The organism is Exiguobacterium sp. s191 (assembly GCF_018618955.1).
GTDB classification, from domain to species: domain Bacteria; phylum Bacillota; class Bacilli; order Exiguobacteriales; family Exiguobacteriaceae; genus Exiguobacterium_A; species Exiguobacterium_A abrahamii.
The window spans coordinates 273176-289214 of the sequence record NZ_JACSNC010000002.1 but is presented as its reverse complement, the minus strand read 5'-3'; the positions used below and the strand labels follow the sequence as shown (position 1 = coordinate 289214).

Annotated in this window: 16 protein-coding genes and 1 riboswitch; of the genes, 6 read left to right on the top strand and 10 right to left on the bottom strand. The window is 49.9% G+C overall.

Features of this window, described 5'->3' with window-relative positions:
• Nucleotides 1–7: 7 nt before the first annotated feature.
• Nucleotides 8–2563, top strand: a complete 2556-nt coding sequence (locus KNQ09_RS13090) for a C40 family peptidase (protein WP_251138200.1) — start codon at nucleotides 8–10, stop codon at nucleotides 2561–2563.
• 58 nt (nucleotides 2564–2621) lie between these two features.
• Here KNQ09_RS13090 and KNQ09_RS13085 read toward each other — a convergent pair whose 3' ends face one another.
• Nucleotides 2622–2915 carry a putative quinol monooxygenase gene (locus KNQ09_RS13085; protein ID WP_029340705.1) on the bottom strand — a complete coding sequence of 98 codons (294 nt, stop codon included), beginning with the start codon at nucleotides 2913–2915 and terminating at the stop codon, nucleotides 2622–2624.
• Nucleotides 2916–2992: 77 nt separating this feature from the next.
• On the opposite strand from KNQ09_RS13085, the gene KNQ09_RS13080 reads away from it, so the two are divergent.
• The 4 genes from KNQ09_RS13080 (at nucleotide 2993) to KNQ09_RS13065 (ending at nucleotide 7027) form a co-directional block, all read left to right on the top strand.
• Complete coding sequence (locus KNQ09_RS13080) at nucleotides 2993–4171, top strand: M20 metallopeptidase family protein (RefSeq protein WP_214858777.1); 1179 nt, start codon at nucleotides 2993–2995, stop codon at nucleotides 4169–4171.
• 62 nt (nucleotides 4172–4233) lie between these two features.
• A riboswitch (SAM riboswitch) is annotated at nucleotides 4234–4337 on the top strand.
• A gap of 94 nt (nucleotides 4338–4431) precedes the next feature.
• Nucleotides 4432–4962, top strand: coding sequence for a peptide-methionine (S)-S-oxide reductase MsrA (gene msrA, locus KNQ09_RS13075; protein ID WP_023467010.1), 531 nt, complete (start codon nucleotides 4432–4434; stop codon nucleotides 4960–4962).
• A gap of 230 nt (nucleotides 4963–5192) precedes the next feature.
• Nucleotides 5193–5792: a winged helix-turn-helix domain-containing protein gene (locus KNQ09_RS13070; RefSeq protein ID WP_214858776.1), complete on the top strand. Its 600-nt coding sequence runs from the start codon at nucleotides 5193–5195 to the stop codon at nucleotides 5790–5792.
• Nucleotides 5793–5806: 14 nt separating this feature from the next.
• The gene (locus tag KNQ09_RS13065) at nucleotides 5807–7027 is read left to right on the top strand and encodes an MFS transporter (protein ID WP_214858775.1); all 1221 of its coding nucleotides are present in this window, start codon (nucleotides 5807–5809) and stop codon (nucleotides 7025–7027) included.
• A 260-nt stretch (nucleotides 7028–7287) separates the two neighbouring features.
• Here KNQ09_RS13065 and KNQ09_RS13060 read toward each other — a convergent pair whose 3' ends face one another.
• From KNQ09_RS13060 to KNQ09_RS13045, 4 genes are all read right to left on the bottom strand, one after another.
• Entirely contained in the window at nucleotides 7288–7770 is a 483-nt protein-coding gene (locus tag KNQ09_RS13060; protein ID WP_214772181.1) for a DMT family transporter, read from the bottom strand.
• Between the two features lie 12 nt (nucleotides 7771–7782).
• On the bottom strand, nucleotides 7783–8451 hold the full coding sequence (locus tag KNQ09_RS13055; protein WP_023467006.1) for a Crp/Fnr family transcriptional regulator: 669 nt from the start codon (nucleotides 8449–8451) through the stop codon (nucleotides 7783–7785).
• A gap of 15 nt (nucleotides 8452–8466) precedes the next feature.
• On the bottom strand, nucleotides 8467–8898 hold the full coding sequence (locus tag KNQ09_RS13050) for a DMT family transporter (RefSeq protein WP_214858774.1): 432 nt from the start codon (nucleotides 8896–8898) through the stop codon (nucleotides 8467–8469).
• Nucleotides 8899–9035: 137 nt separating this feature from the next.
• The gene (locus KNQ09_RS13045; protein ID WP_214858773.1) at nucleotides 9036–9974 is read right to left on the bottom strand and encodes an NAD(P)H-dependent flavin oxidoreductase; all 939 of its coding nucleotides are present in this window, start codon (nucleotides 9972–9974) and stop codon (nucleotides 9036–9038) included.
• Nucleotides 9975–10065: 91 nt separating this feature from the next.
• Between KNQ09_RS13045 and KNQ09_RS13040 the strand changes: the two genes are divergently transcribed.
• Nucleotides 10066–10605, top strand: coding sequence for a gamma carbonic anhydrase family protein (locus KNQ09_RS13040; protein ID WP_035399020.1), 540 nt, complete (start codon nucleotides 10066–10068; stop codon nucleotides 10603–10605).
• Between the two features lie 56 nt (nucleotides 10606–10661).
• On the opposite strand, the gene paaX is transcribed toward KNQ09_RS13040, so the two are convergent.
• From paaX to KNQ09_RS13015, 5 genes are all read right to left on the bottom strand, one after another.
• Nucleotides 10662–11546: a phenylacetic acid degradation operon negative regulatory protein PaaX gene (gene paaX / locus KNQ09_RS13035; RefSeq protein WP_050678965.1), complete on the bottom strand. Its 885-nt coding sequence runs from the start codon at nucleotides 11544–11546 to the stop codon at nucleotides 10662–10664.
• A gap of 73 nt (nucleotides 11547–11619) precedes the next feature.
• A complete protein-coding gene (locus tag KNQ09_RS13030; protein ID WP_214858772.1) occupies nucleotides 11620–12387 on the bottom strand; it encodes an enoyl-CoA hydratase-related protein in 768 nt (255 codons plus the stop codon).
• Nucleotides 12384–13592, bottom strand: coding sequence for an acetyl-CoA C-acyltransferase (locus KNQ09_RS13025; protein WP_214858771.1), 1209 nt, complete (start codon nucleotides 13590–13592; stop codon nucleotides 12384–12386). The genes KNQ09_RS13030 and KNQ09_RS13025 overlap by 4 nt, the downstream gene beginning before the upstream one ends.
• Nucleotides 13589–14455, bottom strand: a complete 867-nt coding sequence (locus KNQ09_RS13020; protein WP_214858770.1) for a 3-hydroxyacyl-CoA dehydrogenase — start codon at nucleotides 14453–14455, stop codon at nucleotides 13589–13591. The genes KNQ09_RS13025 and KNQ09_RS13020 overlap by 4 nt, the downstream gene beginning before the upstream one ends.
• Nucleotides 14456–14529: 74 nt before the next feature.
• The gene (locus KNQ09_RS13015) at nucleotides 14530–16038 is read right to left on the bottom strand and encodes an aldehyde dehydrogenase family protein (RefSeq protein ID WP_035399029.1); all 1509 of its coding nucleotides are present in this window, start codon (nucleotides 16036–16038) and stop codon (nucleotides 14530–14532) included.
• Between the last annotated feature and the right edge of the window lies 1 nt (nucleotide 16039).

Genomic DNA, 16039 nt, shown 5'->3' with positions numbered 1-16039 from the left:
CTTCTTGATGAAAAAATGGACTACTCATGTTGCTGGACTTGCCGCAACGTTAATGTTGAGCTCGGTTTTACCCGCACCCGCTTTCGCTGAATCGCCACCTGCTCAACCAACGGCAGAAACACAAACAGTCCCCGAGACGACCAGGGCGGCTTATTTGAAAGAGGATGCTGCGTTGCTACAAACGGCTGATTCCGCAACGGTCATCCAACAACTACCAGCAGGAACGACATTCAAGACACTTGGCACGGACGGTGACTTTACCCGTGTCAGTTGGCAAGAAGGCGCTGCTTATGTCGCAACAAACGCGTTAACGCAAACAGCACCTGTCTTTCAAAAACAAGCAACACTGACGTCGAAAAGTCCACTCTCATTAGTTGCTTCACCATTTGATTCCACCGTCGTGACGACACTTCCCGCCTATCAGCGAATCGATACATACGGCACTTTCGACACGTTCACACGTCTGAAATGGAACGAGCAATACGTCTACGTATCTACGACACAACTCGAGCAACTTCCGAAATTAGTTGGAACGCGTTATGCCAAACGAGCGACTTCTCTTTTCGTTGAACCGAAGACGACGAGCGCGAAGTCAGCTGTCACTCAAAATCAAGCATTCGAAACGTTCGGTACGACGGGTACTTTTACACGCGTGGCCACTAAAACGGGTTACGCCTTCGTATTGACGGCTGATTTAGCTGATGCACAGGTCGAAAATTATCCGGAAACAGGACTGCGTTATGCCAAACGAACGACTTCTCTTTTCGTTGAACCGAAGACGACGAGCGCGAAGACAGCTGTCACTCAAAATCAAGCATTCGAAACGTTCGGTACGATCGGTACTTTTACGCGTGTTGCGACTAAGACGGGTTACGCATTCGTATTGACGGCTGATTTAGCTGATGCGCCGGTCGTGAACCATCCGGAAACCGGGCTACGTTACGTCCAACAGCAGACGACGGTCTATGCTACTGCGACTACGAAAGGAAAAGTCGTACAATCGCTTCCTGTGAATACTTCGCTTCAAACGTACGGCGTCGAGGGTTCATTTACACGAATCAAACGAAACGACGAGTATGCCTATGTGCTGACGGCACATCTCGGTACGTTGAAATACTATCCGAAGACTGCACGCCTCTATGTTCAGCGCGCTACACCAATCTATTCGGATGCCAAATCTTCAAGTCCTGTCTTGAAGCAACATCAAACGAATACTTTACTAACAGTTTACGGGGCGAACGGTGCCTATAGCCGGATCATCTTCCGTGGAGTTCATGCTTACGTCAAGACAGCTGATCTCGGTACTGGAAAAGTCTATGCATCAACCGGGACACGATACGCGAAACGCAACTTGTCCGTCTACACGTCTGCTTCGACGAAGAGCAAAATTATGTATTCCGTCAAACGAGCTGACAAACTAACGATTTACGGCACAAGCGGTAGTTACACACGCTTGAAAAAAGGATCGGTCTACGGCTACGTCAAGACGACGGATCTCGTGACGAAAAAGCCGGATCTGTATGACGTCACTGGTCAACGCTATGTGACGGAAGACGATGTCGTCATTCGTTCGCAGGCAAAACTATCGGGTAAAAAAATCGGCACATTCAAAAAAGGGACCTCGATTTCGATCTACGGAAAAAGCGGTTATTATACACGCGTCAAATATAAAAACACCTTTGGTTTCGTCGATTCGAGTCGTATCGGACTGAACAAGCCGACGGCAAAAGCAAAAAAAGGCACGACATTTTATGTCCACCTGGACCAGACGCCACTCTTCTCTGCCGACGTGGCTTACAGTCGCCCAGCTGCCTATTTGAAGAAAGGAACAAAACTGATTGGTCTGAAATCAATTGATGATGATTTTTGGCAAGTTCGCCTGGCAAATGGTCAAACCGGTTACGTCCTCAACCCTTATATCAGCACGAGCAAACCCTATATGAAACTGACACAAAAAGCGATCGACCGGACGAAAATCTATACGGTCAAACAGACGACATCCTTCTTCGCAAGTCCGACAAGTCCAAAAGGCAACGGACTCGTTGAACAAGGCAAACGGGTTTATCCGCGTCATCGAGTCGGAAACTTCTATGTCATCCAGTCAGGCTGGACACCTGTTTATCTTCCTGTATCCGCTGTGACGATCACGTCCGATAAACGGGTCGTTAAAAAGAATAATACGCGTGGTGAAAAGCTGATCCAAGCAGCAGTCCAACATATCGGCACACCATACACATGGGGTTCGCAAGATGCCGTGAACGGTGGTTTTGACTGTTCCGGTTTGATTCACTACGCGACGAACAAGGCTGGAAAATACGGTGGTCGGACGAATGTTCGTGGCTACTGGTACGGTGCTTTCTTTACGAATCGCCGGACGAGTATCTCGAGTGGTAAACGCTCGGATATCGTCTTCTTCCAGAACACCTACACGGATGGTCCATCGCATATCGGAATCATGCTCGATAGCGAACACTTCATCCATGCGGGCGGTTCACAGCTCCAAATCAATTCGATTTATGAACCGCGTTGGCAAGAGCATTTCCTCGGATTTAAATCGATGTAAGACAAAAAAAGACGAAGCCGTCGAATTCGACGGCTTCGTCTCTTCTTATCGCAACACGTCAGAATGTCATCTCGACGTATTTCGTTACTTGTCGATCCATCAAGTATAACTCGATCTGTTCACGGTATGCTTTATAATGATCGGATGCGATATGCGCTTCAAGCGCCTCTTCGTCCCGATACACTTCGTACAGCATGAATTGATGCTCATCCTCGATCGATTGGTGCAAGGAATAACGTAAGCATCCTTCTTCTTTTTGTGAGGCATGATAGACCGTTTGTAGAATCGGGAAAACTTGATCCGCTAGTCCTGCTTTGATTGTAAGTACAGCGTTGACGACGATTTCTCCCATGTTTCATTATCCCCTTTCGTGATTACCTGTATCTGTACCCATTTTCACGAAAAGACACACGTCAAAGGAGCTTGAAGATGCAAACTCAACTTTTTGAAGCACTTGAACAATTTGAACCCACGATGATCGCGTTACGTCGTGATTTCCACCGGCATCCGGAACTGTCCTTCCAAGAAGTCCGCACACCAGAACGGATTGCTGCCTTTTACACAGAACGAGGCATTCCTCATCAAACAGCCGTTGGAGGTCGTGGGGTCGTCGCGACGATCGAAGGTAAACAACCTGGTCCGACGATTGCTGTCCGCGCAGATTTTGACGCATTACCACTTCAGGAAGAGACAACGCTTGCTTTCCGGTCGATCCATCCTGGTATCATGCATGCTTGCGGGCATGATGGTCACACGGCAATGGTGATGGCCCTGGCTGCTACGCTCTATCCGTTACGTGATCAATTGCAAGGAACGATTCGAATCATCCATCAGCATGGAGAAGAGGTCTTTCCTGGCGGAGCTATCCAAATGATCGAAGCCGGCGTCCTCGAAGATGTCGATGCGATTTTTGCGACACATCTCGAAAATGATTTACCAGTTGGTACGATTGGGTTTCGGGAAGGACATACGTTATGTGCAATCGACGAATTCGAAATCATCGTTCATGGTCAAGGTGGACATGCGCAAGCACCTCACAAAACAAAAGATGCGCTCGTCGCTGGAGCGCAGCTCGTCTGCAACTTACAGCATCTCGTCAGTCGACGGGTCGATCCGTTCGAGCCTGCTGTTCTTGCAATTGGTTCTTTCCATGCGGGAACGGCTCCGAACATCGTCACGGGTGAAGCACGCATCGTCGGTGAAATTCGGACGTTTAATGAGACATTGCGGCATCAGCTCCGGCAAGAAGTCGATCTTGTCGCCAAAACGACATGTGCCGGCATCGGTGCCACCTATTCAATCGACTTCACGACTGGTTACCCGGCGCTATGGAATCATCCGGACGAGACAAAACTTGTTCAGGAAGCCGCTTCTTTCTTACCGGAAGCATCCGTCCGGGCACTCACACCAATGATGGCTGCGGATGACTTCGCGCATTATCTAACACATGTCCCGGGAAGTTATTTCTTCACTGGCTCCGGATATACGGACGGTCGCGTCAACTACCCACAGCATCATCCGCAGTACGAAATCAACGAACAGGCGTTGTTGATTGGTGCGAAGACACTCGGAGCGACGGTTTTACGTGCCTTGAAACCTAAGGATTGACTTTATTTCTGTGTGAATGGTATCATCACAACAATGATAACGAATGACATCAACTTCATATACCCTTATCAAGAGTGGACCGAGAGATCTGGATCGATGACGTCCCAGCAACCTGCGCATAGCAAGGTGCTACGACCAGCAAAGCGAAAGCTTTGGTTGATAAAAAGCGGCGACTCCTTTTGCAACCAAGCGAAGGAGTCGTTTTCGTTTTCTCGCTGTCAGACATACAATGGGGATTTCCCACGGAGAGGAAGAGACAGATGGAAAAAGCAACATTTGCAGGTGGATGTTTTTGGTGCATGGTGACACCGTTTGAAGAATTACCAGGAATCGAGGGAATCGTATCAGGTTACATGGGCGGTCACGTCGACAATCCGACATACGAGCAAGTCAAGACAGGAACGACGGGACATCTCGAAGTCGTCCAAATCACGTTTGATCCGAGCCTGTTCCCGTACGAGCGTCTGCTCGAACTCTACTGGCCACAAACGGATCCGACGGATGCAGAAGGTCAATTCCAAGATCGCGGCACGCAGTACGCACCAGCGATCTTCTATCATACGGATGCGCAGCATGAAGCAGCAATCGCTTCCCGTGACGCTCTTGCTGCAAGCAATCGTTTCAAACAACCGATCGTGACGCGGATCGATGCCGCTTCTGAATTTTATCCGGCGGAAGAGTACCATCAAGACTTCCATAAGAAAAATCCAGAACACTATAAAAAAGATCGTGCTGCTTCTGGTCGCGATGCTTTCATCGAGCAGGAATGGAAAGATACGACGACGGTCTAATCACTTCGAACCATATACAGTAGCTGAAACTGATTTCAAACATCTCGTTCTTACCCTACTTTCAGTAAAAAGTGGAGGATGACCGAGATGTCACTGGAGTCAGTCTTTTTGTATGTAAACAAATGATGTCTTCTTTACCAACACCCTCACACAAATTTGTAATCGTTTACAAATGAAGTCTTTTGTTTTACGGTTAATAAAAATTAACCGGTTAAAAAGGAGATGATTGTATGGAACAAAAAGCGATTCACATATTAGAGAGCTATGAACAGTTAAAAGTGATCAGTGATCCGTTACGAACAAAAATCCTCATGTTTCTCGTCGAAAAACCACATACGGTACATCAGTTAGCCCACTTGCTGACGTTATCCCGTGCAAAGATCCTCTATCACGTACGGGAACTTGAAAAGCATGACTTGATTCACCTCGTCCGGACGGAAGAACAGGGCGGCAATCTATTGAAATACTATCAAGCGATTGCTCGAGGATACATTCCTGCCGATCATCTACTGAAATTCGTCGAGACGAATGAAGCGACCCGGCAGTCGTATCTCGAAGTATTGGACCGGGCAAAGACACGCGTTCTTACGGCTCCGACAGCTACTTTTTCTCCTTCATCTTCGAACGTCGAGGACTGGATGAGCTTATCACTTCAAAAGGAACTGACGATGTCTGAAGCCGACTTTCAACGCTTTGCTACAAAATATCGTGCTCTATTGGACGAGTTCACACGGTCCTCTTCACTAGACGAAGAAGATAAAAAACACTTCTATATCATGACGACTGCCTTTGCAATTGATGAACCACTATTTGAGAATGACGACGTCTAAACCGGAGGTGCCACATGCTGCCTATTGAAATCGATACGCAACAATCGCTGTTTAAAAATCGATCTTTTTTATTTTTATGGGGGTCCGGTATGTGCTCTGCCCTCTCCCTATCAACCTATCTGTTTGTTGAACAATGGTATGTCATCCATACGCTAAACCAGGCATCATATCTTGGATTCGTCCTCATGGCCACCTTGTTACCCCGTATTTTTCTCATGTTATTCGGTGGCGTCTTATCCGATCGCTATAAACGTTCGACGATCATGCGCATCTCGAGCGCTTTACGAATCAGTTTCATTCTCTGTCTTCTCGCATTACTTCATACCGATCAGCTTACATTGCTGACGATTTTAGGATTCGCCTTTCTATTCGGTAGTGTGGATGCATTCTTTTCGCCGGCGAATGCTTCCTTACTTCCTACACTCGTTCCGAAAGAACAACTCACTAAAGCCAATTCACTGATTCAGACATCTAATCAAATCGCCCTCTTTTCAGGTCCGATTCTTGGTGGAGTCATTCTCAGCTATTCTTCTTACTCGCACGTCTTTCTCATGATTTTCGGGACACTCTGTCTGACGCTCCTTTTCACGTATGGTATTCGTGAATCTAAGATCAAGCGATCGCTTCAGCATTCAGCTCTCTTTGAACTAAAAGAAGGGCTACATTACGTCTTTAACCTTCAGCAACTCAAGCAGACACTTTTTCTTGTCATCTGTGTCAATTTCTTTTTCTTTGGACCACTCTTACTCGGAATCCCCTTACTCGTTCATGATGTGCTCCAAGGAGATGCGATGGATTTAAGTTATATGCAAGGGGCTTATCAAATGGGAATGCTCGGAGGGGCGCTCTGGAGTGGTTTTGCGCAGACGAAAGCAAATGGGCTTACCTCATCGGTCCGATTAATTGGCGCCTTAGGTTTGCTTTTCTTCCTGCTTAGTCAAGCGCAGCAGATCTTGTTGTACCTGATCATCCTGTTATCACTTGGTGTCCTTTCTTCGATCATCAATATTCGCTTCATTACGTTCATCCAGTCTCAGTGTGCGGAACAGACGATGGGACGTGTCATGAGTGTCGTGAATGCCGCGTCAAACGGTCTCATTCCATTATCTTACGCGCTCCTCTCGTTTCTACTGTCGTTTCACGTTTCGATCACGACAATCATGTTGTACTGCGGTCTTCTCATTATTGTTCTCTCGCTTTACTTCGGAAGACGAATGGTTCATCTATTCGATTGAGATCAAGTCACAACACATAAAAACATGCGAATCTCCCGATCGAATTAGCGGGAAACGCGCATGTTTTATTTAGTCAATCTAGAACGTGAGTGTTCATCCTCGACTCCTGCAGGGAAAGAAAGCGCGAGTCGCGCTTTCGTCAGGGTCAGGTAAGACCCGGCAAATCGCATAGAATGCGGGATGACGCGGCTTACCTCCCGCCTGTGGAAAGCGAGGATGACAGAAACGTTCGTCAGTCGATCGAACTAGTATCAGATTTTTTAAGAGACTTGCTTCGGTATATCCTTCGCCCTCTCTTCCGGCGCGACGACTTGATACCGTTTCAAAACGAAGATCCCACATACCATGACGGCGAGACCGACGAGCTGACCGAATGATAAATCAATTTGTGGTAAACCGAACCAGCCGAACGTATCGACAGCGAGAGCAAAGCTTAACTGCGAAATCAGAACGACAGAGATTGCGACGGACGGACCAAGTAACTGAATCCCACGCATGACACAAAAAACGACGCCGACACCGACAAGTCCACCAAACCAATAGAGTGGCGATACGTTTTGAATCTGTCCGATTGTTCCACCACGAAACAGAACATACGTGACACTTGCTCCGATGAAACCGACGAAGAAGACCAGCGTCGTCGTCGCCCAAGCGCCAAACGCGTCACTCATCCGAGCATTCAATACCGTCTGTAAACTGATTAACATCCCTGCCAACACGGCACACACGATGCCTATTATCATGTTCGTTCCTCCCTACTCATAGCTGTTGCCGTTCGCCTTCTCGCGAATCCGCTCCAGATCGACGATGATGATTTTCCCGCGTCGTCGAACGAGAATCTCTTCTTCACATAATTTCGTGATGATCCGATTGAGATGGCGATAACTCGTTCCAAGCCAGTCGGCGACGTCATGTAAGTTCGACGTCCGCATCTCCTGATAAAACAAACTGTCACTGGCTTCAGAAGCGATCGACAACAAATACCCTGCAAATCGCTCTTCAACTGTATACAACACATGGTGCGACGCTGATTTCGAGTCGGCATACCACTTCGCTGTGATCGTGCGTAATAAGAATTGCAGAAAGACGTTCGTTGTATTGTGCTCGCGTAAAATCGCATACGGTACGCTCAACACCTCGACATCGGTCACTGCTTCGACCGTATTCAGCACTTCCCGTTCATTGATGAACTCAGCGTCACCGATCACCGTCAGTGGTGTCTTGAATCGTAGAATCCGTTGTTTCCCTTCTGACGAGGCAGCAGATATCTTAACTTTGCCTGCGACGATGAAGTACATCCGGTCGATCGCTGCCCCTGTCGTACAGAGGAGTTCCCCTTTTTGGAAGGTTTCTTGACGCAACCAAGCGCGCGTCTCTTCCGTCAAAATCGTATCCAGTCCATACTGTTGAATGACGGTTTCCATGTTCATTTCCCCCCTTTAGGCAAGTGAGAAAATCGCAACTCCTGCAAGCATGAGACCCACACCAACCCACTGACCACGATTTCCTTGTTTTTTTAAGACACCGAACCATCCCTTTAAATCAATCACAAAAGCACATAAAATCTGTGCGACGAGTAATAAACACATTGCCCATGTCATCCCGAGCGTTTGGATTGCTGTCAGTTCCGTTACGACGACTAGCACGCCAATCAAACCGCCGCTCGCATAAATCCACGGTAACTGACGGAAGCCACCGATTTTCCGATCTCGTACGAAACTGTAAATGACTAAACAACCCATCAGACCAACAAAGTGGACGATCAATACGGACAACCACGGTCCGACGCCTGTCGTCGCAAGGCGCGCATTGAATATGCCTTGCAGGGCGATGAACAGACCGCTCATCAAAGCAAACACGACTCCTTGCACGTCATCTCCTCCTTTAATCTCTACACTAGAGTAGACCTTACTCGTGCCCTACTTGAAAAGGACAAATGTCCCATTTTCAAAAAAACATGAAAAAACCCGCTGTCCACAAGTGGCATCACGGGTCCCTCACTATATACTCATGTCATAAAACGAGTCGTCGTTTGTTTCAGCTGTTCCTCTGCTTCCGCCATCATGCGCGTAAACAACTCCGCAACAGTCGGCACATCATGAATCAATCCCGCAACCAGTCCAGCGTTGACATACCCTTTCTCCTCATCGCCCTCAAGAGCGCCCGTAATATGATACGACTCATTCGTCTGATCGAGAAAAGCAGCAGGTGTCTCTGCTGTGAGTCGTTCGACGTAAGGACCATCAAGGACACGTCGGACGAATCCGACGGAACGTCCGATGATGCGTGTATCGGTATCGGTCGCATTCATTAAGTGCGCCTTGTATGCCGAATGAACCTTCGCCTCTTCCGTCGCAATCAATCGTGTTCCGAGCTGGGCGCCAGCCGCACCAAGTAACAGAACAGCTGCCAGTCCACGCCCGTCACCAATCCCACCCGCTGCCAGGACCGGAATGTTGACTCGATCGACGAGTTGCGGAATCAAGGTCAGCGTCGTCAACTCGAGCGGTGAATTGATGCCTGCTGCTTCAACTCCCTCCGCTACGAGTACATCAGCGCCTGCCTGTTCTGCCTTTAACGCCTGTTTGACTGAAGCGACAACAGCAATCGTTTTGATACCGGCAGCTTGAAGTCGCTCTATGTACGGTGCTGGATTTCCTGCCGACAAGGAGACGACCGGAATCTTTTCTGCAATCGCGAGATCAATCAGTGCTTCCGTATAAGGAGACACCCGAATCGCGATGTTCAAGGCAAATGGTTGAGCCGTCAGCATTCGTGTCTCGTGAATCCGCGACGCCACTTCATCGACCGACAATGTCCCGCACCCGAGCGTTCCGAGTCCTCCGGCATTCGACACCGCTGCCGTCAGCGCCGCATGACTAATGTTACCCATTCCTCCTTGGATCAAAGGATATCGAATTTTAAAGAGCTCACAAATCGGAAACATGTCTTTCCTCCGTTCTCGACTTCACTCACATGCTATACTGACATGGAATGAATAGTAGTTCATATTATTATAGAAACGAGGTCATTCTGTTATGAAGATTCCGTATCAATCGATTCATCCGAACGTCGCCTCCGATGTATTCATCGCTCCTGGCGCTTATCTGATCGGAGACGTCACGATCGGTTCCGAGTCTACCGTCTGGTTCAACGCTGTCTTACGCGGTGACGAAGGACCGATTACGATTGGGAAACGATGCAGTATCCAGGACAACGCGACGATTCATTTGTATGAAGGGGCACCCGTCGTCATTGAAGATGAAGTAACGGTCGGACATAACGCAATTTTACACGGTTGCAAAATCGGACGTCGTTCGATCGTCGGAATGGGTGCGACCGTTCTTGATCACGCAGAGATCGGTGAAGAATGCATCATCGGGGCGAATACGCTAATTCCATCGGGAAAAGTTTTCCCACCCCGTTCGCTGATCATCGGCTCACCCGGTAAAGTCGTGCGTGAACTAACAGAAGCGGATCTTGCGATGATTCAGGAGTCGATTGATTCTTATGTCGATAAAGGATATGCCTTCCGAAACATTCTCGCAGAATCTGCTGAACAGAACACATCTGAATGACACGAATGCGGGGCGGATCAACTGATCCGTCCCGCTCTTTTCATTCGAATAAATGCTCACCGTTCCGCAAACAGCGGATGTTCCGCCGCGTCGTACGAGGCACTGCGTTGCGACACATCGTGCGTCTCTTCAAAGATTGATTCGAAGAACCGACTCGCTGGTTGTGCGAGCAATCGGTAATATTGTTCGAACAAGAGCGCCGCGTGATGTCCGCTCCAAGCATCTGGTAACAGTTCTTGCGGTAATCCGGGATCCGTGAACAGAAACTTCCGGTACTCATGTACGAGCATCGTCCGTTCGACGAAACACTGTTCATCCGTCATTTCTCCGAGTTGGAGCTGACTCTGATGGACGATGTATTGCCGGCTGTAATCCGTGATGAATGTCTCGTAACGCTCCTGCAATTCCTCCAGCGGAAACGCACGCTCGACAAGGGATTGATCCTGCTTCGGACCGTGGTATTCACCGACGAAGAAATCGACATACTCTTCGATCTCGTACGCTTCGATCAATCGTTCCGCCTCTTTTTCAAGTGGATTCGGTGAAATCCAAACCCCGTTCGATAAGTTGCCAAACCCACTCCACGTCAGTTCTTTGCGGAGCTCATCACGAATCTGGCGTTTATCCTCCGGAATCGTGTACATCAGCGTCCGCCACTTCCCGTCCCAGTCGTGCGGTGTTGATCTGTAGATCCGGCGTGCGGCCTCCTCCATCCGTTCCACCCCACGTGGTGTTAATGAATAGAAGCTTTTATTTCCTTGTTTCTCGGAGACGAGCCAGCCTTGTTTAACCATTCGGGACACAGCAACCCGAACGGCCTGCTCGTTATGTCCGAACTCTTTGACGAGTCGAATTAAACTCCCGACCCAGATTTGATTGCCGTAATGGCGGATATAATCGCCGTAAATCGTAAAGATCATCGATTGGGTGTTCGCACTCATGGTATTCACTCTCTCTTCAGTCGTTCATAGTGTGTATCGTTAGTATACGGGTTATTTCAAACGTCGACCATCCTCATCTTCCTTCAAAGCGCGGTGGTCGTTTTTCAGCGAAGGCTTGTAACGCTTCCTGACGATCAGCCGTCGGAATGACGACTTCATAGGCTTCCGTTTCGAGCTGTAGTCCTTCTTCGAGTGAGACATCCCGCCCTTGATCAATCGCTCGTTTCGCTTGGCGCAAGGCGATTGGTCCGTTCTGTAACATCTGATTAGCAAACTCAAAGCACGTCGTCATCAACGCTTCCCGGGCAACAACGGCTGTCGCGAGTCCGTACCGTTCTGCTGTCATCGCATCGATTTTTTTCGCTGTGAAGATCAATTCCTTTGCCCGCGTCTCCCCAATCAGTCGTGGCAAGCGCTGTGTTCCACCAGCTCCCGGAATGATTCCGAAGCTGGTCTCCGTCAAGCCGACGAGTGCATCCTCGACGAGAAAACGGAAATCACAGGCAAGGATCCACTCGAACCCACCGCCGAGCGCGTGACCGTTGACGGCTGCGATCGTTGGTTGCGGCAATTGTGCGATCGACGTGAAGACATTGCGGATCGCAAGGACATTGCGCCGAACTTCTTCTTCGTTTAAATGCACGCGTTCTTTTAAATCGGCACCGGCGCTAAATGCTTTCCCCGTTCCCGTAAACAGGACGACCCGCGCTTCCGGGTCGACCGATAACGCATCGACCTGTTCTTGCAAAGCGACAAGCGTCGGATAATCGAGACAGTTCAAACGTTCTGGACGATCAATCCGGACGATTGCGATATAGCCTTCTCGTTCTAAGTGAATCATACGAGTCCCTCCCGATCGACGACAAGTGCGATCCCTTGTCCGACTCCGACACACATCGTCGCGAGACCATACGTCCGGTTCGTCCGGCGCATCTCATGCAATAATGTCGTCAAAATCCGGGCCCCACTCGCACCGAGTGGATGACCGAAGGCGATCGCACCGCCGTTGACGTTGACTTTTTCGCTTGGTAAACCAAGTGCTTCGATACAGGCAAGACTTTGAGCCGCAAAAGCTTCGTTCAACTCAATCTGATCGAGCTGTTCGACCGTCAACCCTGCCCGTCGGAGGACTTTTTCCGTCGCGTCGATCGGTCCGATTCCCATAATGGCAGGTTCAACCCCAGCCGTCGCACTCGCCCGGTAATACCCGAGCGGCGTCAAACCGAGTTCGTTTGCTTTTTCTTCACTCATCAATAACAACGCCGACGCACCGTCGTTGACACCAGATGCATTCCCCGCCGTCACGGTACCACTTGGGAATAACGGACGAAGTGTCGCCAGTTTCTCACGTGTCGTCTCGGGACGAGGATGTTCATCGCGATCGAAGACGCTGACGTTGCCTTTCCGGTCCGTCTGCGTGACCGCAACCAGTTCGTCCGTGAAGCGCTCTGCCTCGATGGCTCGTTTCGCGCGTTGTTGGCTTTCGAACGCAAAGTCGTCCTGTGCTTCGCGCGAGATTCCGTACTGACGGGCGACGTTCTCGGCTGTCTCCGGCATCGAATCCGTTCCGTATTGATCTGCTAAACGATCATTGACGAAGCGCCAACCAATCGTCGTATCGTACATCGTCTGATTGCCACGTGGATTGGCTTGATCCGGCTTCGCGAGAACGAACGGTGCACGCGTCATGCTTTCCGTCCCACCAGCGATATAGATTTCGCCTTCACCTAAGGCAATTCCGCGCGCCGCCGCGATGACGGCGTCGAGTCCTGATCCACATAAACGATTGATCGTCGTACCGGCGACTTCGACCGGTAGACCAGCTAGTAATCCCGACATCCGCGCAACGTTGCGATTGTCTTCTCCCGCCTGATTCGCATTGCCAAAAATGACTTCCTCGATCGTCTTCGGATCGACTTGTGGATTACGCTCAAGCAACGCTTCGATGACGCGTGCTCCTAAGTCATCTGGACGAACCTGACGCAACGCGCCGTTATAGCGACCGATCGGTGTCCGAACGGCATCGATGATGGCGACCCGTTTCATGATGTCACCTCGCGATTCGTATAGTCATAGACACCACGACCGGTTTTACGACCGAGTCGTCCGGCTTTGACATACTGTTCGAGCAGTGGTGCCGGACGGTATTTTTCGCCGAGCTTCTCATGCAGATACTTTAAGTTGTGGAGCCGAGTATCAAGTCCGACCAAGTCCCCGAGTTCGAAGGGGCCCATCGGATAGTTTAAGCCAAGTTTGATCGCTTTATCGATCTCTTCTGGTGTCCCGAGTCCTTCTTGTAACATGTAGAACGCTTCGTTTCCGACGAGCGCACTGATCCGCGAAGTCACGAACCCAGGAAACTCACGGATGACGACCGTTTCCTTCTGCATCTGACGCGCTACCTGTTCAATAGCTGCAACCGTCTCATCCGATGTCTCAAGACCACGAACGAGCTCGATCAGTGGCATCAGATGGACCGGATTGAAGAAATGCATCGCCATGACCCGGTCCGCCCGGTTCGTAAAGGAGGCGATCTCCGTTGGACTCATCGTCGACGTGTTCGTCGCGAAATAACAGTCCGGACGTGCATTCGCTTCTAGCGTTTCAAAGACTTGCTGTTTGATGCTAAGTTGTTCCGGTACTGCTTCAATGACGAGATCCGCTTGTTGTGCCGCCTCAGCTAGGTCGGTCGACAGATGCAGTCGATCGAACAGTCCCTCGACCTCACTTGCGGACATCTTCCCTCGCGTGATTCCTTTCTCTGCGATGCGTTCGAGTTCTCGATAGGCACTTTCGACATATTCTTCTTTAATATCAACGAGTGTCACCTGAAATCCGCGGTGTGCGGCCACATAAGCGATACCACGTCCCATGACGCCGGATCCGACGACGACGATTTGTTCTACCATCTGAATTCCCCCTTATCCCCTGTGCTGTAAAAAAAGGCTGGACTTCCCGACGGAACTCCAGCCTTCCCTCTTGCTTATAGTCCGAACGGATTGAGTGGACGACTGCCGTAATACGACAAGATACTTTTTGTTTCCGTGTACAGATCAAGCGTCTCGATACAGAGTTCTCGACCGAAGCCCGATTGTTTATAGCCACCAAACGGTGTACCCGGGAAGGCAGAGAACGGGCAGTTGACCATGACGATGCCGGCTTTGATTTGATTGGCGACACGTGTCGCTTTCGCGCCATCTTTCGTCCAAACAGCTGAGCCGAGTCCAAACGATGTATCGTTTGCTAGACGAATCGCTTCTTTTTCATCTTTGAACGGCATGACGACGACGACCGGTCCGAAGATTTCTTCATTGACCGCTTTCATCTCGTGCGTGACGTCGGTAATGATCGTCGGTGCGTACCAGAATCCTTTTTCGTATCCTTCTGGTGCTGAAGCATGACCTCCTGTGACGATCGTTGCGCCGTCCGCTTTCGCCGACTGGACATATCCATCGATGACGTCGACCTGCTGTTGGTCGATGATCGCTCCAACGTGTGTCCCTTTATCGAATGGGTTACCGAGGACGAGTTGTTTTGTCTTCGCGACGAATTGTTCCATGAACGCTTCGTAGATCTCTTCGTGGACATACAGGCGCGAGCGCGCTTCACACGATTGACCACTGTTATAGAAGATTCCGAACAACGAACCATCAACGGCTGCTGTCACGTCCGCATCTTCAAAGACGATGTTCGGTGATTTCCCACCGAGTTCGAGCGTGACCCGTTTTAGCGTCTCGGACGCACGTCCCATGATGTCTTTACCGACTGGCGTCGAGCCCGTGAAGGCGACTTTATCGACGTGAGGATGCTCGACGAGATGGTTGCCGATCTCGCGTCCGGATCCCGGGATGACGTTGACGACACCTGCTGGTACACCAGCTTCTAGACAAATCTCACCGAGAATGATCGCTGTCAATGGTGTCAATGTCGCTGGTTTGACGACGACCGAGCAACCGACGGCGATTGCTGGTGCGACTTTCCAAGCTGCCATCATTAACGGATAGTTCCACGGAATGATTTGTGCACAGACACCGACCGCTTCTTTTTCCGTGTAGTTATGGAATTGTCCCGGTACGTTATTGACGACACCACGGTGACCGACGATCGCACCCGCATAGAACTCAAAGTCTTCAATCGCTTGCGTGACTTGTCCTTGCGCCGCTGCCAGTGATTTCCCTGTATCAAGAATCTCCAGTTCGACGATTTCGTTGAAGCGGGAACGCATGATGCTCGCAATCTTATTCAAGATTTGTGCCCGACGCCCGACCGGCCACATCTTCCACTTCCCGTGATCAAACGCATCGCGCGCGGCTTGAACGGCGCGATCGGCGTCTTCCTTCGATGCTTTTGCAACTTCCGCGATCACTTCGCCCGTTGCCGGATTGTATGTTTTGAACGTCTCGCCTGTTGCACCCTCGACTTGTTCGCCGTTGATGAGCAAATGATAGACGGACCGTTTCATTTCAAGTGTTTTTTCATGTACTGTCGACATT

Bases quoted from the DNA above. Each gene is read 5' to 3' on its own strand.
- KNQ09_RS13090 (WP_251138200.1), top strand. From the start codon at position 8: ATGAAAAAATGGACTACTCATGTTGCTGGACTTGCCGCAACGTTAATG.
- KNQ09_RS13085 (WP_029340705.1), bottom strand. From the start codon at position 2,915: ATGGGAGAAATCGTCGTCAACGCTGTACTTACAATCAAAGCAGGACTA.
- KNQ09_RS13080 (WP_214858777.1), top strand. From the start codon at position 2,993: ATGCAAACTCAACTTTTTGAAGCACTTGAACAATTTGAACCCACGATG.
- msrA (WP_023467010.1), top strand. From the start codon at position 4,432: ATGGAAAAAGCAACATTTGCAGGTGGATGTTTTTGGTGCATGGTGACA.
- KNQ09_RS13070 (WP_214858776.1), top strand. From the start codon at position 5,193: ATGGAACAAAAAGCGATTCACATATTAGAGAGCTATGAACAGTTAAAA.
- KNQ09_RS13065 (WP_214858775.1), top strand. From the start codon at position 5,807: ATGCTGCCTATTGAAATCGATACGCAACAATCGCTGTTTAAAAATCGA.
- KNQ09_RS13060 (WP_214772181.1), bottom strand. From the start codon at position 7,770: ATGATAATAGGCATCGTGTGTGCCGTGTTGGCAGGGATGTTAATCAGT.
- KNQ09_RS13055 (WP_023467006.1), bottom strand. From the start codon at position 8,451: ATGGAAACCGTCATTCAACAGTATGGACTGGATACGATTTTGACGGAA.
- KNQ09_RS13045 (WP_214858773.1), bottom strand. From the start codon at position 9,974: ATGTTTCCGATTTGTGAGCTCTTTAAAATTCGATATCCTTTGATCCAA.
- KNQ09_RS13040 (WP_035399020.1), top strand. From the start codon at position 10,066: ATGAAGATTCCGTATCAATCGATTCATCCGAACGTCGCCTCCGATGTA.
- paaX (WP_050678965.1), bottom strand. From the start codon at position 11,546: ATGAGTGCGAACACCCAATCGATGATCTTTACGATTTACGGCGATTAT.
- KNQ09_RS13030 (WP_214858772.1), bottom strand. From the start codon at position 12,387: ATGATTCACTTAGAACGAGAAGGCTATATCGCAATCGTCCGGATTGAT.
- KNQ09_RS13025 (WP_214858771.1), bottom strand. From the start codon at position 13,592: ATGAAACGGGTCGCCATCATCGATGCCGTTCGGACACCGATCGGTCGC.
- KNQ09_RS13020 (WP_214858770.1), bottom strand. From the start codon at position 14,455: ATGGTAGAACAAATCGTCGTCGTCGGATCCGGCGTCATGGGACGTGGT.
- KNQ09_RS13015 (WP_035399029.1), bottom strand. From the start codon at position 16,038: ATGTCGACAGTACATGAAAAAACACTTGAAATGAAACGGTCCGTCTAT.